We start from the raw sequence: 17961 nt of genomic DNA, 5'->3' as shown, positions 1-17961 counted from the left end.
GACCAGCGGCGACTGACGCCGACGCGACCGGTTCTACGCCGGCACAAGGGCCCCGGGTCACCCCGGGGCCCTTCGCCGTGTGTCCGTGTGTCGCGTGTGTCCGTGTCCGGTCCGGAACGGGATGCCGTGGGCGCGCTAGCGCAACTTGCGCGCGGCCCTCCTCAGGTCGTACTCGTGGATGATCGCCTTGGCGTGGCCGTACGCGAGGTCGTACTCGTGGCGCAGCCAGCTGACCTTCTCCTCGAAGCGGAGAGCGGGGCCTTCGTCGACGGTGCGCAGCCAGTCGGAGACCTCACGACCGGTGCAGTGGGGGATACGAGCCAGCAGGTTGCGATGGGTCTCCGCGGAGAAGACTTGGGACATCGGCGCCTCCGAACGCAATGGGCTGTGAGCCGGTCCTTCAGGTCACCGTGCCTGAGCGTTCGCCCGTTGGCAACAGTGCGGGTACGGCGCGTACGCTCACCGCGTGGTGGATACGACGTCTCTGTCCCGTGCGGTGGACCACTTCGCCGACCGTCTGCGGGCGGCGCCCCAGAGCCGGCTCCAGCGAGGGGCCGCCGCCGAGGCCCTGGAACTGGCCCGGGAGCTGGCCCGGTGGGCGCAGCGCATCGAGGAGCCCGGCACCGAGCCCCGGCAGATGCCGGACGCCGGGATGTTCGCGGCCGCCGACCAGATCACCGTCGCCGGGCACGACCTGGAGGTCGTCCTGCGGAGCGCGGACGAGGTCGCCGAGGCGGTCGCCCTCGTCGAGGAGGCGCAGAAGCGCGCGGGCGTCTGACGCCCGGCGCCTACAGGCTCGCGATGACCCGGTCCGCCAGGATGTAGACGTTCTCCTCGCCGCAGGCGAAGGTCAGCGTGTAGGCGCCCGAGATGCCCGATCCGCCCAGCAGGTACGGGCTCTCACCGGCGGTCAGGGCCGCGGCCAGGCGTTCGGCGGTCTCGCGGTGGCCCGGGGTCATGCACAAGGTGGTGCCGTCGGCGAAGACGTAGACGTCCAGGGTGCCCAGCGGGCCCGGGCGGACATCGGTCAGTTCGGTGCGGGAGGCGGCGAGCTGCTCCAGGGCCGTCACCGTGCGTTCGTGGTCGTCGACCACCGGGGACTGGACGGGCACGAAGTCCGGGTGCGAGGGATGGCGTCGGCGGGCCGCGGCCAGCTCGGCGGACTCCCCGGCGAACTCGTCGGTGTCCGCGGGCGGCTCGGTCACCGGCTCCAGCGGTTCCAGGCCCGCGAAGTCGGCCTGGCGGGGCAGGAACAAGTCGCTGTCCGACAGGCCCAGCAGGGAGGGCGCGTCGGCGGCGTCACGGGACTCCTGGGCCGCCCAGAAGGCGCGCGCCTCGGCCAGCTCCCGCTCCCGCTCCTCGGCCAGCGCCGCGGCCACCGCGGCACGTATCTCGTCGGTGTCGGCCGCGGTGCGGGCGGCCGGGACGAACGCGGGCGTCCCGACGGCGCGGGTCCCGGTGAGCTCGGCGCGCAGGCCGGCGATCTGGCGGCGCAACTGCACGAGGGTGCGCAGGACGGCGACGCCCACGGCACCGGTGGCGGCCGTGGTGACCAGCAGGGCGATCGGCATGGCGCTCACTGACGTACTCCCGGTTCAAGGTCGACCCCCGACTTCCTACATCAGCTTGAAGGGCGGACTATCGAGCTGTCAGTGCGTAACGTCACGAAACGGACAGAATTTTCGGGTCGAGGTTTGTCGGCGGATCAGCTCTGACCTGGGCGAATCCCCACCGCGAGGGAGATAGGTCACATCCTGGGGGAGATTGGATCACGAAACGGCCCGGAGTCCGGGTGAATCCCGGACTCCGGGCCAACGGCTCACGGGGCGTGCCCCGGCGGCTACCCACGGGTCAACGGCCCGGCCGCCGGGCGGATCAGCTGAGGCGCTCGATCACCATCGCCATGCCCTGGCCGCCGCCGACGCACATCGTCTCCAGGCCGAACTGCTTGTCGTGGAACTGGAGGGAGTTGATGAGCGTGCCGGTGATCCGGGCGCCGGTCATGCCGAAGGGGTGGCCGACGGCGATGGCGCCGCCGTTGACGTTCAGCTTGTCGATGTCGATGCCGAGGTCGCGGTAGGAGGGGATCACCTGTGCGGCGAACGCCTCGTTGATCTCGACCAGGTCGATGTCGTCGACCGTGAGGCCGGCGCGCCGCAGGGCCTGCTTGCTCGCCTCGACCGGGCCGAGGCCCATGATCTCGGGGGAGAGGCCGGAGACGCCGGTCGACACGATGCGGGCCAGCGGGGTCAGGCCGAGCTCACGGGCCTTGGTGTCGCTCATGATGACGAGCGCGGCGGCGCCGTCGTTGAGCGGGCAGCAGTTGCCCGCGGTGACCATGCCGTCGGGCCGGAAGACCGGCTTGAGGCCCGCCACGCCCTCCAGGGTGACGCCGGCGCGCGGGCCGTCGTCCTTGCTGACGACCGTGCCGTCGGGCGTCGTGACCGGGGTGATCTCGCGTTCCCAGAAGCCGTTCTTGAGGGCTTCCTCGGCGAGGTTCTGGGAGCGGACGCCGAACTCGTCCATGTCCTGGCGGGTGACGCCCTTGAGGCGGGCGAGGTTCTCGGCGGTCTGGCCCATCGCGATGTACGCGTCCGGGACGAGGCCGTCCTCGCGCGGGTCGTGCCAGGTGGTGCCCTCCTGCTGGGCGACGGCGGCCGTGCGGGCCTCGGCCTCGGCGAAGAGGGGGTTGTGCGTGTCCGGGAGGCCGTCGGAGCTGCCCTTGCCGAACCGGGAGACCGTCTCCACGCCGGCCGAGATGAAGACGTCGCCCTCGCCGGCCTTGATCGCGTGCAGGGCCATGCGGCTGGTCTGGAGGGACGAGGAGCAGTAGCGGGTGACGGTACAGCCGGGCAGGTGGTCCATGCCCATCTGCACGGCGACGATCCTGCCGAGGTTGTGGCCCTGCTCGCCGCCGGGGAGGCCGCAGCCCAGCATCAGGTCGTCGATGTCCCTCGGGTCCAGCTCGGGCACCTTGGCGAGGGCGGCCTGGATGATCGTGGCGGTCAGGTCGTCCGGGCGCAGGTCCTTGAGGGAGCCCTTGCCGGCGCGGCCGATGGGGGAGCGGGCGGTCGAGACGATGACGGCTTCGGGCATCACGGCTCCAGGGACGTCGAGGGTGCGGAGAACTTCCGGCAACGGCTGTCTGGGAAGTTACCTGTACGTATGGTCAGGGTCACGGGCGCGGCGGTGTGACCCTGGCCGCACTTTCTAAGCGCTTGCTTGGGTTGCTCGGAGGGTACCCGGCGGGGACCCGCCCGGCGCGCGTCCCCTCAGCTCCCCGGCTCAGCTCCCCGGCCGGCTGCCGGGCGACGCCGTGGCCGTCTCCGGCTCGGCCACCCGGCGCCGCCTGCGCCTCTTCAGCAGCGCCCACGGGCCCCGCGGCCCCGTCGGCATCGCCGCCGTGACCTCCGTACCGGCCTCGGACGCGGCCTCCGCCGCCGCCCGCGCCACGGGCAGGAAACCCTCGCGGCGGGAGGCGTCCGGGCGCTCCTCCTCGGCCGGCCACAGGCCCAGCGCCGCGCACACGGTCGGCAGCACCGCCATCGCCGCCGTGGCGTACCCCTCCGCCGAGGGGTGGTAGTGGTCGGGCCCGAACAGCTCGCGCGGGTTCGCCTCGAACTCCGGCCCCAGCAGATCGCCCAGCGACACCGTGCGGCCGCCCTGCTCGACGACGCCGATCGTCTGGGCGGCCGCCAGCTGGCGGGAGGCGCGTCTGGCCAGCCAGCGCAGGGGCTGGCCGACCGGCTCGATCGTGCCCAGGTCGGGGCAGGTGCCGACGACGACCTCCGCGCCGGCCGTGCGCAGCCGCCGGACGGCCGCCGCGAGGTGGCGCACCGAACGGGTCGGGGGCATGCGGCGGGTGACGTCGTTCGCGCCGATCATGATCACGCAGACGTCGGGCACCCGGCCGGTGTTGCCGAGGACCAGCGCGACCTGCCGGTCGAGGTCGTCGGACTGGGCGCCCGGCAGGGCCACGTTCCGCAGCTTCACCGGGCGCTCCGCCACCGCCGCCAGACCGGAGGCCAGCAGGGCCCCCGGGGTCTGCCCCGACCGGTGGACGCCCTGCCCCGCCGCCGTGGAGTCGCCGAGCAGGGTCAGCCGCAGGGCCTCCACGCCCGGGGCGGTGAAATTCCGGCCGTACAGGCCGTCCGCCTGCGGGACGCGGGGAGGGGAGCCGTTGCCGTTGACGTGCCGCCGGGCCAGCTGCGCCTCCGCCAGCAGCAGTCCGGCCACCGCCGCGCCGGCCAGTCCGATCCCGCCGCCGCCGTAGGCCGCGCCGGCCGCGATGCGTCGGGCCACTCGTGCCCTGGACATGCTCGTCATGCCTCGACGCCACCTCCTCGAGTCCGTACACCCACTCCTTGCCCCGTACTGACCGTCGTCCAATCTTCACGGCGAGTGAACATGCGTCCTGTCCGCGGGTGCGCGCCGTACGCTGGCGGCACCACCCAGACCACTGTTTTTTGCAAGCGACCGGAGACAACGGTGCGATTCCACGACTCGATGATCAGCCTCGTCGGCAACACCCCGTTGGTGAAGCTCAACAGCGTGACCAAGGGCATCCAGGCGACCGTTCTGGCCAAGGTCGAGTACTTCAACCCGGGCGGCTCCGTGAAGGACCGCATCGCCCTGCGCATGATCGAGGCGGCGGAGCGGAGCGGGGAGCTCCGGCCCGGCGGCACCATCGTCGAGCCGACCAGCGGCAACACCGGCGTCGGGCTCGCCATCGTGGCGCAGCAGAAGGGGTACAAGTGCATCTTCGTGTGCCCCGACAAGGTGAGCACCGACAAGATCAACGTGCTGCGGGCGTACGGCGCCGAGGTCGTCGTCTGCCCGACCGCCGTGGACCCGGAGCACCCGGACTCCTACTACAACGTCTCCGACCGGCTGGTGCGCGAGACGCCGGGCGCGTGGAAGCCCGACCAGTACTCCAACCCCCACAACCCGCTCTCCCACTACCACTCCACCGGCCCCGAGCTGTGGGAGCAGACGGAGGGCCGGATCACCCACTTCGTGGCGGGCGTGGGCACCGGCGGCACCATCTCCGGCACCGGCCGCTACCTGAAGGAGGCCAGCGACGGCCGGGTGCGGGTCGTCGGCGCCGACCCCGAGGGGTCCGTCTACTCCGGCGGATCGGGGCGGCCGTACCTCGTCGAGGGCGTCGGTGAGGACTTCTGGCCCACGGCCTACGACCGGACCGTCGCCGACGAGATCGTGGCCGTGTCCGACAAGGACTCCTTCCAGATGACCCGGCGCCTGGCCAAGGAGGAGGGACTGCTGGTCGGCGGCTCCTGCGGGATGGCCGTCGTCGCCGCGCTGCGGGTCGCCGAGCGGCTCGGCCCGGACGACGTCGTGGTCGTGCTGCTGCCCGACAGCGGCCGCGGCTACCTCAGCAAGATCTTCAACGACGAGTGGATGGCCGACTACGGCTTCCTGGAGGACGAGGGCCCCAGCGCCCGCGTCGCCGACGTCCTCAGCGACAAGGCCGCCGGCGCCATGCCGTCCCTCGTCCACATGCACCCCGAGGAAACCGTCGGCCAGGCCATCGAGGTCCTGCGCGAGTACGGCGTCTCTCAGATGCCGGTGGTCAAGCCGGGCGCCGGCCACCCGGACGTGATGGCCGCCGAGGTCGTCGGCTCGGTCGTCGAACGCGAGCTGCTCGACGCCCTCTTCAGCAAGAAGGCCTCGCTGGAGGACCCGCTGGAGAAGCACATGTCCGCCCCGCTGCCGCAGGTCGGCTCCGGCGAACCGGTCGGCGACCTGATGTCCGTCCTGGGCGCGGCGGACGCGGCGATCGTCCTCGTCGAGGGCAAGCCCAGCGGGGTGGTCAGCCGCCAGGACCTGCTGGCGTTCCTCGCCAAGGGCGGGAAGTAGCTTCCACGGGTCGCGGGGGCCGACTCCGGGCAAACCTGCGGTGAACCGGGCCCGTCGGCGGTGAACTTACGCTTGCCTACCGAAGAGGTGGACTTCGCGGAAGTGGTACGCACGCGTCACGTCCGCGCAGCACACGCTTAACACGGGTCCGGCACATTAGTGGGTGTCGGCAGGGCGGGAGCGGCTCCCCGCCCCGGCCGGCACCGAAACGGCGTCACGGACCTCCGGAGCGGCTCCCGGACCTCCACAGACGCCAGGACGCGCAAGCCCGGCTCCGCCCGGCCCGCGTCCCTCGCGGGGACCGCCGTCGTCCCGCCCCCCGGTGACGGGGGTGCGGCGGTCCCCGCGCACAGCCTTTTCCCACCCGCCTGTCGCGCGCCCGTCCCGGCGCTCCCCGGCCCGTGCCTCAGGCCTTCCAGTCACCGTCCCCGGAGGGCCGGCGGCGCAGCCCGCCGAACAGGCCGGGCTGGGTGCGGGCGGCCTGGACCACGTTGACGCCGACGATGCCGGCCCAGGAGACCAGCAGCCCCGGCAGGTCCGCCGCGCCCACGCCTATCGCGGACAGCGGGACGGCCAGCACCAGCGAGACGATGCCGAAGCCGAAGCGCTCGCCCCAGGAGTCCGTCGCCCCGGGCGAGCGGCCGTCGCGCGCCGCGACCATCTGCTGCTCCGCGAACTGCCGGCGCACCCGGCGCTCGACCGCGCCGTCGATACGCTGGCCGACCTTCTCCAGGAAGGAGTCCACCAGCGCGGACTCGTACTCCTCGCCCAGCTCCCTGCGGGCCTGCAAGGTGGCGTTGAGTTCCTTCTTCAGCTCGGCGTCCCGCGCGTCCATGGTGGTCTCCCGTCCCGTCGTACCGTCCACGCTAGGGACGGAGCGCGGGAGAGGCACTGGGGATAGCCCCCGTGTTCGGCCCGGTCGGGAGGCCGGGGCGGGACGCCAGGGGACGGCTTGCCTCGTTGTATAGCGTCATGCACAGTTCTTGCTGACTGAATAGGCGCGGCCGGACGGGCGCGGGGCGGAGGGGGAGCGAGGCGTGGACGTGGACGTGGACGAGGACGCGGCGACCGGCGGGACCGACAGCCCGGCCGCACGGCTGCAAGCGCTCTTCGAGGGGCACCGGCTCACGCCGACCCAGCGGCGCATCGCCCACAGCATGGTGCGCCGCGCCGCCGACGTGCCGTTCCTCTCCAGCGTCGAACTGGCCGAGCTGGCCGGGGTCAGCCAGCCCTCCGTCACCCGGTTCGCCGTCGCGCTCGGCTTCGACGGCTACCCGGCCCTGCGCAAGCACCTGCGGGAGGTCGCGCCCGCCGAGCAGACGGCGGACGCGGGGTCGTACAACGCGTACCAGCAGGCCGTCGAGGCCGAGATCGAGAACCTCCGGCACCTGGCGGAGCTCCTCGCCGACCCCCGTCCCGTGCGGCGGGCGGGACAGCTGCTGGCGGCCTCGCGGCCGCTCCCCGTGCTCGGCCTGCGGGCCGCCGCCTCCCAGGCGTACGGCTTCGCGTACTTCGCCGCCAAGGTCCACCCCGACGTGCGGCTGCTGCACGAGGGCGGGTCGATGGTGCACGACCGGGTCGACGCCGCCGTACGCGCCGGAGCCTCCGCCCTGCTCTGCTTCGCGCTGCCCCGTCACCCCCGCGAGGTCCTCGACGCCCTCTCCTACGCCAAGGAGGCCGGGCTGACCGTGGTGACGGTCGCCGACTCGGCGTTCGCGCCGGTCGCCAAGGTCTCCGACCTGCTGCTGCCCGCCGCCGTCGGCACCGGGCTCGCCTTCGACACGGCGTGCGCGCCGATGCTGCTCGGGCGCGTGCTGCTGGAGGCGATGTGCGACGACCTGCCGGACGCCCAGGCACGGCTGGAGGAGTTCGACAGCAGGGCGGCGGCACGGGGGCTGTTCGTGGAGTGACGGCCGCCGCAGGCCGTGGCGGCCGCAGGGAAACGCGCGTTCTCGCGACAGCGGGCACGCGCGTTCTCGCGGAATCGGGCACGTGCGTTGTGACGACAGCGGGCACGCGCGTTCTCACGGAAGATGACGTGTTCTCAGACTGGTCTCACGTTCGCTCGCTACTCTCCTCGACCAGAGATTTCAGGTGTGTCGTCGGGCGACGAGGAGGCGGAACGTGGCACGTGGAGGTCAGGGACTGGCTCGGGTGGCCGTCGTCGTGCGGGCCGGAGCCGCGCCGATGTGGTGGCTCGGCGTGTTCGCGGCGGGCATCGGCCTGCTGGTTCCGGGCGTGACGGGCCGGAGGATCGGGGTGATGGCGGGCGCCGCGCTGTTCGTCGTCGCGGTGGTGGCCGTGGCACTGCCGCGCCGCAAGCGGTACGCCGCCCTCGCCCGGGGGGCCGCCCGCGCGGGCCGGCACGACGTGTTGCAGGACCGTGGGGTGACCGTGCGGGTCTGGCGGCGCGGTCACCGCTGGTGGCTGCTGCTGGCCTTCGCCGCCGCGCTGGGCAGCGCGTTCGCGGTGCCGGCCGCGGCCGGCATGCTGCTCGCCGGGTGCGGCACGGGGCTGCGGCTGAAGGCGGCCTGGCTGGGCCGGCTGGAGCGGGCCGAGGACGCGCTGCTGTGGGTGCGGGTCGACTGGCTCGCCGCGAACGGCGGACGTCCGGTCGGCAAGCAGGTCAAGGCCTACCGCAGTACGGGTATCGCGGCGGGCGACGCGGCCCCGGGCGGGGCGCGCCGCCGCACCGCGGCACTCGTGTAGGCCCCCTCGGGCGGACGGGCTCTTCGGACCTGGGGGACGGGCCCCGGCGGCTCAGACCTCCAGGTCCTCCTCGATCTTCTTCAGCTGGTGGCGGGCCATCGCCAGATTGGCCCGCTTGGCGTCCAGCACCAGGTAGAGGAAGAGCCCGTTGCCGCCGCGGCCGCTGATCAGGCGGATCAGGTGGTACTGGTCGGAGAGCGTGATCAGGATGTCCTCGATCTGCGCCTTGAGCCCGAGGTGTTCCATGGTGCGCATCTTGGCGCGCACCACGTCGGTGTTGCCCGCCGCGGCGACGTTGAGGTCGAAGCTCTTGCCGCCGCCCATCGTGCCCAGCGCCATGCCGCTGGTGTAGTCGACGAGCGCGACGCCGGTGGCGCCCTCGATGGAGGCGAGCGCTTCCTTGAGTGCGGTTTCGGTGTTGGCCATGACTGGTTCCTCTCAACTTTCGGTGGTACGGGGGTTGGCGGTGGTGGTGCGTGCCGTGCGCGCGCCCCTCGGACGCGCGGCGGCCGTGTCGGTGGTGTCGCCGGTGTCCGTGGTGCCGGTGGTTCTGCGTGTGCGGGGGGCGGGTTTGGCCGGGGCGGCCGGGGCGGCCGGGGGTGGCGCCGCGGCGTCGACGAGCTCCCCGATGCGGGCCCCCGACCGGCGCCCCTCCAGGTGCAGCCGGCCGACGTTGACGCGGTCCTGGGCGAGCACCGTCAGCACGGCGCCCTCCCCGGCCGCGTACGTCGCGACGTAGCCGTGCACCCCGCGGACCAGCAGTTCGCGGAAGGCGCCCCGGCCGGTCGCGTCCGTCATGCGCGCGGCGACGGCGAGGGCGGTGGAGGTGAGCGCGGCCATGCCCTCCGGCTCCACGCCGGTGGTGTCGTGGGCGAGGACGAGGCCGTCCACGCCCGCCGCGAGCGCTCCGGTCAGCTGGGGCACCCGGGCCCGCAGCCGCCGCAGCTCGGCGCGTATCTCCGGCTCGGCCGCCATCAGCGCCCTCCTCTCGGCACGCGGTCGCTGCCGTTCAAAGGGCCTCCAGCGCATCCCTGAGCCTCTTCAGCAAGGTGATGTCGGCGTCGTCGACACGGGGCAGGTCCAGGCCGGGCGGGGCCAGGGGGGCGGGTGGCGGGAACCGCGCGGTCACCAGACCGGCGGCCGCCAGCCGACGGGCGTCCACCAGCGTGGCGAACGCCTGCCGGCCCAGCGCCCGGGCGATGTCCGACGCGGTGCGCACCCCGTCCACCAGTGCCAGCACCGCCCGTTGCCGGGCGGTGAGCCCCGGTGCGGCGACGGGCTCGGTGCGCAGCAGCGGCGCGGTGTCCGGCAGCGGGTCGGGCCACAGCCGGTGCAGCAGCTCACGGCGGCGCAGCGTCTCCCGCTCCAGGGCGTCGACCGTGACCGGCCGCAGCACCCCGAACCAGTGCCCGGTGCCGTAGTGGAACCGGCCCGGCGCGCTGCTGGGGGCGAGGGCGAAGTACGCCGCGTCGTACAGCGCCCCCAGGTGGCACACCTCCAGCGCGCCCTGCCCGATGCGCCCGGCGTCGAGCAGCAGCCGGGCGGCGCCGTTGCGCTCGTCGGCCCGCTCCACCGCCTCCCGCCAGACGGCGGCGTCGAGCGTGCCGTGGGCCGGCAGGAGCACGTCGAGGCCCGGGGCGTAGGGGCTCTCGGCGTGCGCCACGCGGCCTTCGACGAGGTGGAGGGCGCCGCGCTCGCGTTCCAGGACACCGGTGGCCCGTTCGGCGGCGAGCCGCGTCAGCATCGGCGACACCCCGCCGCCGGCGTGGTCCCGGGCCGCCGCTCTGTCCCGCAGCGGCAGCCGGGGAGGCGGAGTCGTCCCCACGACGGTCATCCCAGCACCAGCCGTCCGGCCATCTCGCCCAGCCGTATGCGGGCCAGCGCGAGATTGCCGTCCGGCCGGGCCAGCCACACGTGCAGGAACACGCTGCTGTCGAAGGACGTCGGTACGAACCGCAGGACGTGGTAGCTGTCCCGGTTGCTGATGATCAGGTCCTCGACCGGGGGGTCGGCGGCCCCGGCCGCGTCCTGGTCGTCGGGTGTGAACGCCCGTTGTTCGGCCGTGAGCCGCGCCACCTCCGCGGCCTCGGCGGCCGCGGCCTCGTGGTCCCCGCCCGGGAACTCCCCGACCGTGCCCAGGGCCAGTCCGCTGGTCCAGTCGACCAGTGCGGCTCCCCGGGCCCCGGGCAGCCGCATGGCCTCCAGTAGGCACTCGTCGATTCCGGGCACCGTTGGCTCCCCTCCCGCCTGCGGTTCGGCTGAGTGAGGGAGACGCTACGCAACGTAGGCGCGAGGGGGTGAGGGAATTGGCATTTTCCAGCGGAACATGCGCCGCGTGGCTAGGGTGGGTCGGCTGCCCTCATTTTTCTGTCCCTGCCGTCCCTCCTGTTTCACCAGCGTGCGCGGGAGCGTGGCAAGGGAGTGGGGGTGCGGGAGGCGTGGTGTTGGTGATGCCGTGCGCCCCTCGCGGCGCACCCCCGGTCCGGAACCCCTGAATGTCGAGCCCCCGTGGCGGCGCGTCCGCCGCCTCTCCTGCCGCGCCCTCGTATTGACTAGCTCTATTCATGAAGCCAGGATGTGAATAACGGCAGCAACATCCGTCGGGACCGTCCCCGCCACGAGGAGGCAGACCATGTCAGGACCCCGCCCCGTACGAGCGCCGCGCGGCACGGAAATGAGCGCCCTGGGGTGGCAGCAGGAGGCCGCCCTGCGGATGCTCCAGAACAACCTCGACCCCGAGGTCGCCGAACACCCCGACAAGCTCGTCGTCTACGGCGGGACCGGCAAGGCGGCGCGCGACTGGCGCTCCTTCGACGCCATGGTCCGCACCCTGCGCACCCTGAAGCAGGACGAGACCATGCTCGTCCAGTCAGGCCGTCCCGTCGGCGTCCTCCAGACCCACGAGTGGGCCCCCCGCGTCCTGATCGCCAACTCCAACCTCGTCGGCGACTGGGCCACCTGGGAGGAGTTCCGCCGGCTGGAACAGCTGGGACTGACCATGTACGGCCAGATGACGGCCGGTTCCTGGATCTACATCGGCACCCAGGGCATCCTCCAGGGCACCTACGAGACGTTCGCCGCCGTCGCCGCCAAGAAGTTCGGCGGCACCCTCGCCGGCACCATCACCCTCACCGCCGGCCTCGGCGGCATGGGCGGTGCCCAGCCGCTCGCCGTGACCATGAACGACGGCGTGGCGATCTGCGTCGACTGCGATCCGCGCGCCATCGAGCGCCGCATCGAGCACCGGTACCTCGACGTGCGGGCCGACTCTCCCGAGCACGCGCTGCGCCTGGCGGTCGAGGCCCGTGACGCGCGCCGCCCGCTCTCCATCGGCGTCCTCGGCAACGCCGCCGACCTCGTCCCGCGGTTCCTCGCCGCGGGGGCGCCCATCGACATCGTCACCGACCAGACCTCGGCCCACGACCCGCTGGCCTACCTGCCCACCGGCGTGGACTTCGACGACATGGCCGGGTACGCGGCCAAGGACCCGGCGGGCTTCACCACCCGCGCCCGTGAGTCCATGGCCCGGCACGTCGAGGCGATGGTCGGCTTCCTCGACGCCGGCGCCGAGGTCTTCGACTACGGCAACTCGATCCGCGGCGAGGCCCGACTGGCCGGGTACGACCGGGCGTTCGCCTTCCCCGGCTTCGTCCCCGCCTACATCCGCCCCCTCTTCTGCGAGGGCAAGGGCCCCTTCCGCTGGGCGGCGCTGTCCGGCGACCCGGCCGACATCGCGAAGACCGACAAGGCGATCCTCGACCTCTTCCCGGAGAACGAGTCCCTGGCCCGCTGGATCAGGCTGGCGGGGGAGCGGGTCCACTTCCAGGGCCTGCCCGCCCGGATCTGCTGGCTCGGCTACGGCGAGCGCGACAAGGCCGGCGAGCGGTTCAACGACATGGTGGCGAGCGGGGAGCTGGCCGCCCCGCTGGCCATCGGACGCGACCACCTCGACTGCGGCTCCGTCGCCTCCCCCTACCGCGAGACCGAGGCCATGCTCGACGGCTCCGACGCCATCGCCGACTGGCCGCTGCTCAACGCCATGGTCAACGTGGCCTCGGGCGCGTCGTGGGTCTCCCTGCACCACGGCGGCGGCGTCGGCATGGGCCGCTCCCTGCACGCCGGCCAGGTCACGGTGGCCGACGGCACCGAGCTGGGCGGAGAGAAGATCCGGCGGGTGCTGACCAACGACCCCGGGATGGGCGTCATCCGGCACGTCGACGCCGGCTACGACATCGCCGAGTCGGTCGCCGGCGAGCGGGGCGTACGCGTTCCCATGCGCGAGGGCGGCGAGGGCGGTCCGGACGGTGCGGGCCGTGGGGGCCGTGAGAGGCGCCAGGGCCGTGAGGCGGGCGACGCGTGAGCCGGCCCGAGAGCGGGCACGGAGGCGACCGCGCGGTGCGTTCCGGGCCGTCGCCGTCGCCGTCGCCGTCGCCGTCGCGGTCGCCGTCGGCTGCCGGTCCGGCCGAGCCCGACCAACCCGCCGCCCGGCCCGGTCCGGCCGCAGGCACCTCCGCCGGCCCGCGGAACGACGACCCGCGGCCCGGGGCGGCCGGCGGGTCGTTCCACCGGATGTGGCGTGAGCTGCTGCCCATCGGCCGGCACCCCGGGTCCCGCGGCTACCGGCGCTTCGCCTGGAGCGGCGCCGACGCCGAGTGCCGGGCCTGGTTCACCCAGCAGGCCGAGGCCCGCGGGCTGACCCACGAGGTCGACCGCAACGGCAACCAGTGGGCCTGGCTCGGGGATCCCACCGCCGGCGACGCCGTCGTCACCGGCTCCCACCTCGACTCCGTGCCCGACGGAGGCGCCTTCGACGGGCCCCTCGGAGTGGTGTCCTCCTTCGCCGCCCTCGACGAACTGCGCGCCCGGGGGGCGACGTTCACCCGGCCCCTCGCCGTCGTCAACTTCGGCGACGAGGAAGGCGCCCGCTTCGGCCTCGCCTGCGTGGGCTCCCGGCTCACCGCCGGCCGGCTCACCGTCGAACAGGCCCACCGGCTGACCGACGCCGACGGCGTCACCCTCCCGCGGGCCATGGAGGCCGCCGGCTACGACCCCGACGCCATCGGACCCGACCCGGAGCGGCTGGCCCGCATCGGCGCCTTCGTCGAACTGCACGTCGAACAGGGGCGGGCCCTCGACCTCAGCGGCGACCGGGTGGGCGTCGCCAGCGCCATCTGGCCGCACGGGCGCTGGCGGTTCGACTTCCGGGGCGAGGCCAACCACGCCGGCACCACCCGGCTCGCGGACCGGCGGGACCCCATGCTGCCGTACGCGCAGACCGTGCTCGCCGCCCGGCGCGAGGCGCGCCTCGCCGACGCCGTCGCCACCTTCGGGAAGATCTCCGTCGAGCCGAACGGCGTCAACGCCGTCCCCTCCCTGGTGCGCGGCTGGCTCGACTCCCGCGCCGCCGACCAGGAGAGCCTCGACACCGTCGTCGGCGGCATCGAGAAGGCCGCCCGCGAGTACGCCGACGCCCACGGCGTCGACCTCGACGTCGTCCGCGAGTCCTTCACCCCCGTCGTCGAGTTCGACCACGCCCTGCGCGACGAACTCGCCCGCATCCTGGGCCACGACACCGGCCTGAAGGTCCCGGTCCTGGGCACCGGCGCCGGACACGACGCCGGGATCCTCTCCGGGAGCGTCCCGACCGCCATGCTGTTCGTGCGCAACCCCACGGGCGTCTCGCACTCCCCGGCCGAGTTCGCGGCCGAGGACGACTGCCTGGCCGGGGTGCGCGCGCTCGCCGACGTACTGGAAGGACTGGCCTGCACGTGACCCCCACGCAGTCGACACGGACGTACTGGCTGGAGCACGCCTGGCTCGGCACCCGCGTCGAGCCGGGCGTCGTGGTGGAGGCGGCGGCCGGCCGGTTCACCGCCGTCCGCACCGGCACGCCCGCCCCGCCGCCCGGCGCGCAGGTGCTGCGCGGCCTCACCCTCCCCGGCCTGGCCAACGCCCACAGCCACGCCTTCCACCGCGCCCTGCGCTCCACCGTCCAGGTCGGCTCCGGCACCTTCTGGACCTGGCGCGAGGTCATGTACGCCGTCGCCGACCGGCTGACCCCGGAGACCTATCACGCGCTCGCCCGCGCGGTGTACGCCGAGATGGCACTGGCCGGCATCACGGCGGTCGGCGAGTTCCACTACGTGCACCACGCCCCCGGCGGCACCCCCTACGCCGACCCGAACGCGATGGGCGAGGCCCTGGTCGAGGCCGCCGCCGAAGCCGGCATCCGCATCACCCTCCTCGACACCGCCTATCTGTCCTCCGGCTTCGGACAGCCGCCCGACACCCACCAGGTCCGCTTCTCCGACGGCAGCGCGGACGCCTGGGCCGAACGCTGTTCACTTCTCAAGGAACGGGATCACGCGCGGATCGGAGCGGCCGTCCACTCCGTACGGGCCGTGCCCGCCGGGCAGTTGGCCACCGTGGCGCGGTGGGCCGAGGAGCGCGGGGCGCCGCTGCACGTGCACCTGTCCGAGCAGACCGCCGAGAACGACGCCTGCCGCGAGGCCCACGGGTGCACACCGGCCCAGCTCCTCGCCGAGCACGGCGTCCTCGGACCGCGCACCACCGGCGTCCACAACACCCACCTCACCGTTGGGGACATCGCCCTCATCGGCGGCACCGGCACCGGCACCTGCATGTGCCCGACCACCGAACGGGACCTCGCCGACGGCATCGGACCGGCCGTCGCCCTGCAAAGGGAAGGCTCCCCGCTCTCCCTCGGCTCCGACAGCCACGCCGTCATCGACCTGTTCGAGGAGGCGCGCGCCATGGAGCTCAACGAGCGCCTGCGCAGCCGCACGCGAGGCCACTGGACGGCGGCGGCCCTCCTGCGGGCGGCCTCGGCCGACGGTCACGCGGCCCTCGGCTGGGACGACACGGGCACCATCGAGCCCGGCGCGCGCGCCGACCTCACGACGATCGCGCTCGACTCGGTCAGGACGGCAGGGCCGCTTCCGCGGCTCGGGGCCGAGACGGCCGTATTCGCCGCGTCGGCAGCGGACGTGTCGCACACGGTCGTGGGAGGCCGGCACGTGGTCCGGGACGGGGTCCACTCCCTCGTGCCGGATGTGCCGAAGGCCCTCGCGGACGCCGTCGCAGCCCTGCGCGGATGACCGCGGGCCCCCCACCCGCACGGCCCGCCCCCGCCCCCGAACCCGACCCCACCGCCGACCAGGCCAGCAAGGACGCCATGAGCAACGCGACGACCGTCAGCCCCGCCCACTCCGCGAGCACCGCGAGCACGCTCATCACCAACATCGCCGCCCTGGTCACCAACGACCCCTCCCTAGGTGACGGATCCCCCCTCGGACTGATCCAGGACGCGGCCGTCGTCATCGAAGGCGACCGCGTCGTGTGGACCGGTGACCACAGCAAAGCACCCGCCACTGACAATCGGGTCGACGCGGGAGGCCGGGCGGTCGTCCCCGGCTTCGTCGACTCCCACTCCCACCTCGTCTTCGCGGGCGACCGGACACAGGAGTTCAACGCCCGGATGTCGGGGCGGCCGTACGGCGCGGGCGGCATCCGCACCACCGTCGCGGCCACCCGGGCGGCGAGCGACGAGGAACTCGAGGCCAACCTCACCCGTTACCTCCGCGAGGCGCTGCACCAGGGCACCACCACCTTCGAGACCAAGTCCGGCTACGGCCTGACGGTCGCCGACGAGGCCCGCGCCCTGCGCATCGCCGCCCGCCACACCGACGAGGTCACCTACCTCGGCGCCCACATCGTCCCGCCGGACCACGCCGGCGACCCCGCCGCCTACGTCGCCCTCGTCACCGGCGAGATGCTCGACGCCTGCGCCCCGCACGCCCGCTGGATCGACGTCTTCTGCGAGGAGGGCGCCTTCGACGGCGACCAGGCCCGCGCGATCCTCACCGCGGGCCGGGCCAAGGGCCTGCACCCCCGCGTCCACGCCAACCAGCTCTCCTACGGCCCCGGCGTGCGACTCGCGGTCGAACTGGACGCCGCCAGCGCCGACCACTGCACCCACCTCACCGACGCCGACGTCGACGCCCTCGCCGGCGGGAACACCGTCGCCACCCTGCTGCCCGGCGCGGAGTTCTCCACCCGCGCCGAGTGGCCCGACGCCCGCCGCCTCCTCGACGCGGGCGTCACCGTGGCCCTGTCCACCGACTGCAACCCGGGCTCGTCCTTCACGTCCTCCGTGCCGTTCTGCATCGCGCTCGCCGTGCGGGACATGCGCATGACTCCCGACGAGGCCGTCTGGTCCGCCACGGCCGGCGGAGCGGCCGCCCTGCGCCGCACGGACATCGGCCGCATCGCCCCGGGCGCCTACGCCGACCTGACCCTCCTGGACGCCCCGAGCCACGTCCACCTGGCCTACCGGCCGGGCGTGCCGCTGGTGTCGCAGGTGTGGCGGCGCGGCGTACGCGTGGTCTGAGCGCCCGCCTCCGGCACCGCGCGCCCCCGGTCCGCCACCGCCCGCCCCCACCCGGTCCCCACCAGCACCAGCACCGCGCCCAGGAACCCGAGCGGACCGGGCCGGTCCCCCGCCAGGGCGATGCCCGCGGCCGCCGCCCACACCGGTTCCGTGCCCAGCAGCAGGCTGACCCGCGACGGGGAGGTGCGGCGGACCGCCCACATCTGCACGAAGAACGCGAACAACGTGCAGAACACCGCCAGGTAGACCAGCCCCAGCCAGTCCCCGGCGTCGAACGCCCTCGCGGCCGCCCACGGCGAGGCGCCCGTCCCCGGCACCGCCACCAGCACCGCGAACACGGCCACCGCGCCGCCCAGCTGAAGGGTCGTCAGCGACAGCGCGTCCGCACCCCGCACCGACTCCATCCGCGCCATGGCCAGCACGTGCACCGTCCGCGCGACCGCGGCCCCCAGCATCAGCAGATCACCCCCCGACGGTGCGGTGAACCCGGCACCCTGCGTCAGCAGCGCCACGCCGAGCACCGACACACCGGCCGCCCCCAGGAACGACCCCGGCAGCCGCACCCCGCGCACCCGGCTCTCCGCGAGCGGCGTGAACACCATCGTCAGGCTGATGATCAGCCCGGCGTTCGTCGCCGAGGTGTGCACCACCCCGTACGTCTCCAGCAGGAAGATCCCGGCGAGGACCAGCCCGAGCAGCCCCGCCCCGCGCACCTGCGCCCCGCTCAGCGCGCGCAGCCGCCGCCACCCCACGACGGCCAGCACCGGCAGCGCGACGGCGAACCGCAGCACCAGCACCGCGAGGACCGTGTCCGCCGTGGTGATCCCCTTGGCGGCGAGATAACTGGACCCCCACACCACGGCGACCAGCAGCACGGGCAGGTCGGCGAGCCGGCCGGGACGGGCAGGGGTGGCGGGCATCGTGCTCCTCGCGGCGGTCGGCGGTGCGCCCACCGCGGGCCGGAG

18 protein-coding genes are annotated in these 17961 nt (G+C 73.9%); 8 read left to right on the top strand and 10 right to left on the bottom strand.

Annotated features, from left to right (window positions below; translation table 11 throughout):
* Positions 1-135 precede the first annotated feature (135 nt).
* Positions 136-363: a DUF4287 domain-containing protein gene (locus tag ACZ3KJ_RS16440; RefSeq protein ID WP_389522160.1), complete on the bottom strand. Its 228-nt coding sequence runs from the start codon at positions 361-363 to the stop codon at positions 136-138.
* A 103-nt stretch (positions 364-466) separates the two neighbouring features.
* Here ACZ3KJ_RS16440 and ACZ3KJ_RS16435 point away from each other — a divergent pair, with 103 nt between their 5' ends.
* On the top strand, positions 467-778 hold the full coding sequence (locus tag ACZ3KJ_RS16435; RefSeq protein WP_389522158.1) for a hypothetical protein: 312 nt from the start codon (positions 467-469) through the stop codon (positions 776-778).
* Between the two features lie 10 nt (positions 779-788).
* Here the strand turns inward: ACZ3KJ_RS16435 and ACZ3KJ_RS16430 are convergent, their stop codons facing one another.
* The 3 genes from ACZ3KJ_RS16430 to ACZ3KJ_RS16420 form a co-directional block, all read right to left on the bottom strand.
* On the bottom strand, positions 789-1571 hold the full coding sequence (locus ACZ3KJ_RS16430; protein WP_467528060.1) for a hypothetical protein: 783 nt from the start codon (positions 1569-1571) through the stop codon (positions 789-791).
* 304 nt (positions 1572-1875) lie between these two features.
* Positions 1876-3096 (bottom strand): acetyl-CoA C-acetyltransferase, encoded by a 1221-nt coding sequence (locus ACZ3KJ_RS16425; protein WP_467527530.1) that lies wholly within the window; start codon positions 3094-3096, stop codon positions 1876-1878.
* 189 nt (positions 3097-3285) lie between these two features.
* A complete protein-coding gene (locus ACZ3KJ_RS16420; protein ID WP_467527528.1) occupies positions 3286-4326 on the bottom strand; it encodes an SGNH/GDSL hydrolase family protein in 1041 nt (346 codons plus the stop codon).
* A gap of 162 nt (positions 4327-4488) precedes the next feature.
* Between ACZ3KJ_RS16420 and ACZ3KJ_RS16415 the strand changes: the two genes are divergently transcribed.
* Positions 4489-5877, top strand: coding sequence for a cystathionine beta-synthase (locus ACZ3KJ_RS16415; protein WP_467527526.1), 1389 nt, complete (start codon positions 4489-4491; stop codon positions 5875-5877).
* A 406-nt stretch (positions 5878-6283) separates the two neighbouring features.
* On the opposite strand, the gene ACZ3KJ_RS16410 is transcribed toward ACZ3KJ_RS16415, so the two are convergent.
* A complete protein-coding gene (locus tag ACZ3KJ_RS16410; protein WP_467528058.1) occupies positions 6284-6712 on the bottom strand; it encodes a hypothetical protein in 429 nt (142 codons plus the stop codon).
* Positions 6713-6920: 208 nt separating this feature from the next.
* Between ACZ3KJ_RS16410 and ACZ3KJ_RS16405 the strand changes: the two genes are divergently transcribed.
* Positions 6921-7787, top strand: coding sequence for a MurR/RpiR family transcriptional regulator (locus tag ACZ3KJ_RS16405; RefSeq protein ID WP_467528056.1), 867 nt, complete (start codon positions 6921-6923; stop codon positions 7785-7787).
* A gap of 214 nt (positions 7788-8001) precedes the next feature.
* A complete protein-coding gene (locus tag ACZ3KJ_RS16400; RefSeq protein ID WP_467527525.1) occupies positions 8002-8586 on the top strand; it encodes a hypothetical protein in 585 nt (194 codons plus the stop codon).
* 51 nt (positions 8587-8637) lie between these two features.
* Here ACZ3KJ_RS16400 and ACZ3KJ_RS16395 read toward each other — a convergent pair whose 3' ends face one another.
* The 4 genes from ACZ3KJ_RS16395 to ACZ3KJ_RS16380 are packed head-to-tail and all read right to left on the bottom strand — an operon-like array spanning position 8638 to position 10815.
* Positions 8638-9012, bottom strand: a complete 375-nt coding sequence (locus ACZ3KJ_RS16395) for a roadblock/LC7 domain-containing protein (protein ID WP_189934487.1) — start codon at positions 9010-9012, stop codon at positions 8638-8640.
* A 12-nt stretch (positions 9013-9024) separates the two neighbouring features.
* The gene (locus tag ACZ3KJ_RS16390) at positions 9025-9561 is read right to left on the bottom strand and encodes a roadblock/LC7 domain-containing protein (protein WP_467527523.1); all 537 of its coding nucleotides are present in this window, start codon (positions 9559-9561) and stop codon (positions 9025-9027) included.
* A gap of 34 nt (positions 9562-9595) precedes the next feature.
* Entirely contained in the window at positions 9596-10420 is an 825-nt protein-coding gene (locus ACZ3KJ_RS16385; protein ID WP_467527522.1) for a transcriptional regulator, read from the bottom strand.
* Positions 10417-10815 (bottom strand): hypothetical protein, encoded by a 399-nt coding sequence (locus ACZ3KJ_RS16380; protein WP_389522141.1) that lies wholly within the window; start codon positions 10813-10815, stop codon positions 10417-10419. The genes ACZ3KJ_RS16385 and ACZ3KJ_RS16380 overlap by 4 nt, the downstream gene beginning before the upstream one ends.
* Before the next feature lie 403 nt (positions 10816-11218).
* On the opposite strand from ACZ3KJ_RS16380, the gene hutU reads away from it, so the two are divergent.
* From hutU to hutI, 4 genes are all read left to right on the top strand, one after another.
* A complete protein-coding gene (hutU, locus tag ACZ3KJ_RS16375; protein WP_467527520.1) occupies positions 11219-12946 on the top strand; it encodes a urocanate hydratase in 1728 nt (575 codons plus the stop codon).
* Positions 12947-13155: 209 nt separating this feature from the next.
* Positions 13156-14358 (top strand): allantoate amidohydrolase, encoded by a 1203-nt coding sequence (locus tag ACZ3KJ_RS16370; protein ID WP_467527519.1) that lies wholly within the window; start codon positions 13156-13158, stop codon positions 14356-14358.
* Positions 14355-15704 (top strand): formimidoylglutamate deiminase, encoded by a 1350-nt coding sequence (locus ACZ3KJ_RS16365; protein ID WP_467527517.1) that lies wholly within the window; start codon positions 14355-14357, stop codon positions 15702-15704. Before ACZ3KJ_RS16370 ends, ACZ3KJ_RS16365 begins: the two co-directional genes overlap by 4 nt.
* Positions 15701-16996, top strand: coding sequence for an imidazolonepropionase (hutI, locus tag ACZ3KJ_RS16360; protein ID WP_467527515.1), 1296 nt, complete (start codon positions 15701-15703; stop codon positions 16994-16996). The genes ACZ3KJ_RS16365 and hutI overlap by 4 nt, the downstream gene beginning before the upstream one ends.
* Here the strand turns inward: hutI and ACZ3KJ_RS16355 are convergent.
* Complete coding sequence (locus ACZ3KJ_RS16355; RefSeq protein WP_467527513.1) at positions 16936-17916, bottom strand: DMT family transporter; 981 nt, start codon at positions 17914-17916, stop codon at positions 16936-16938. The genes hutI and ACZ3KJ_RS16355 overlap by 61 nt on opposite strands.
* Between the last annotated feature and the right edge of the window lie 45 nt (positions 17917-17961).

Source organism: Streptomyces sp. NPDC003248, assembly GCF_055563235.1.
This window is presented reverse-complemented; position numbering and strand designations above follow the sequence as displayed.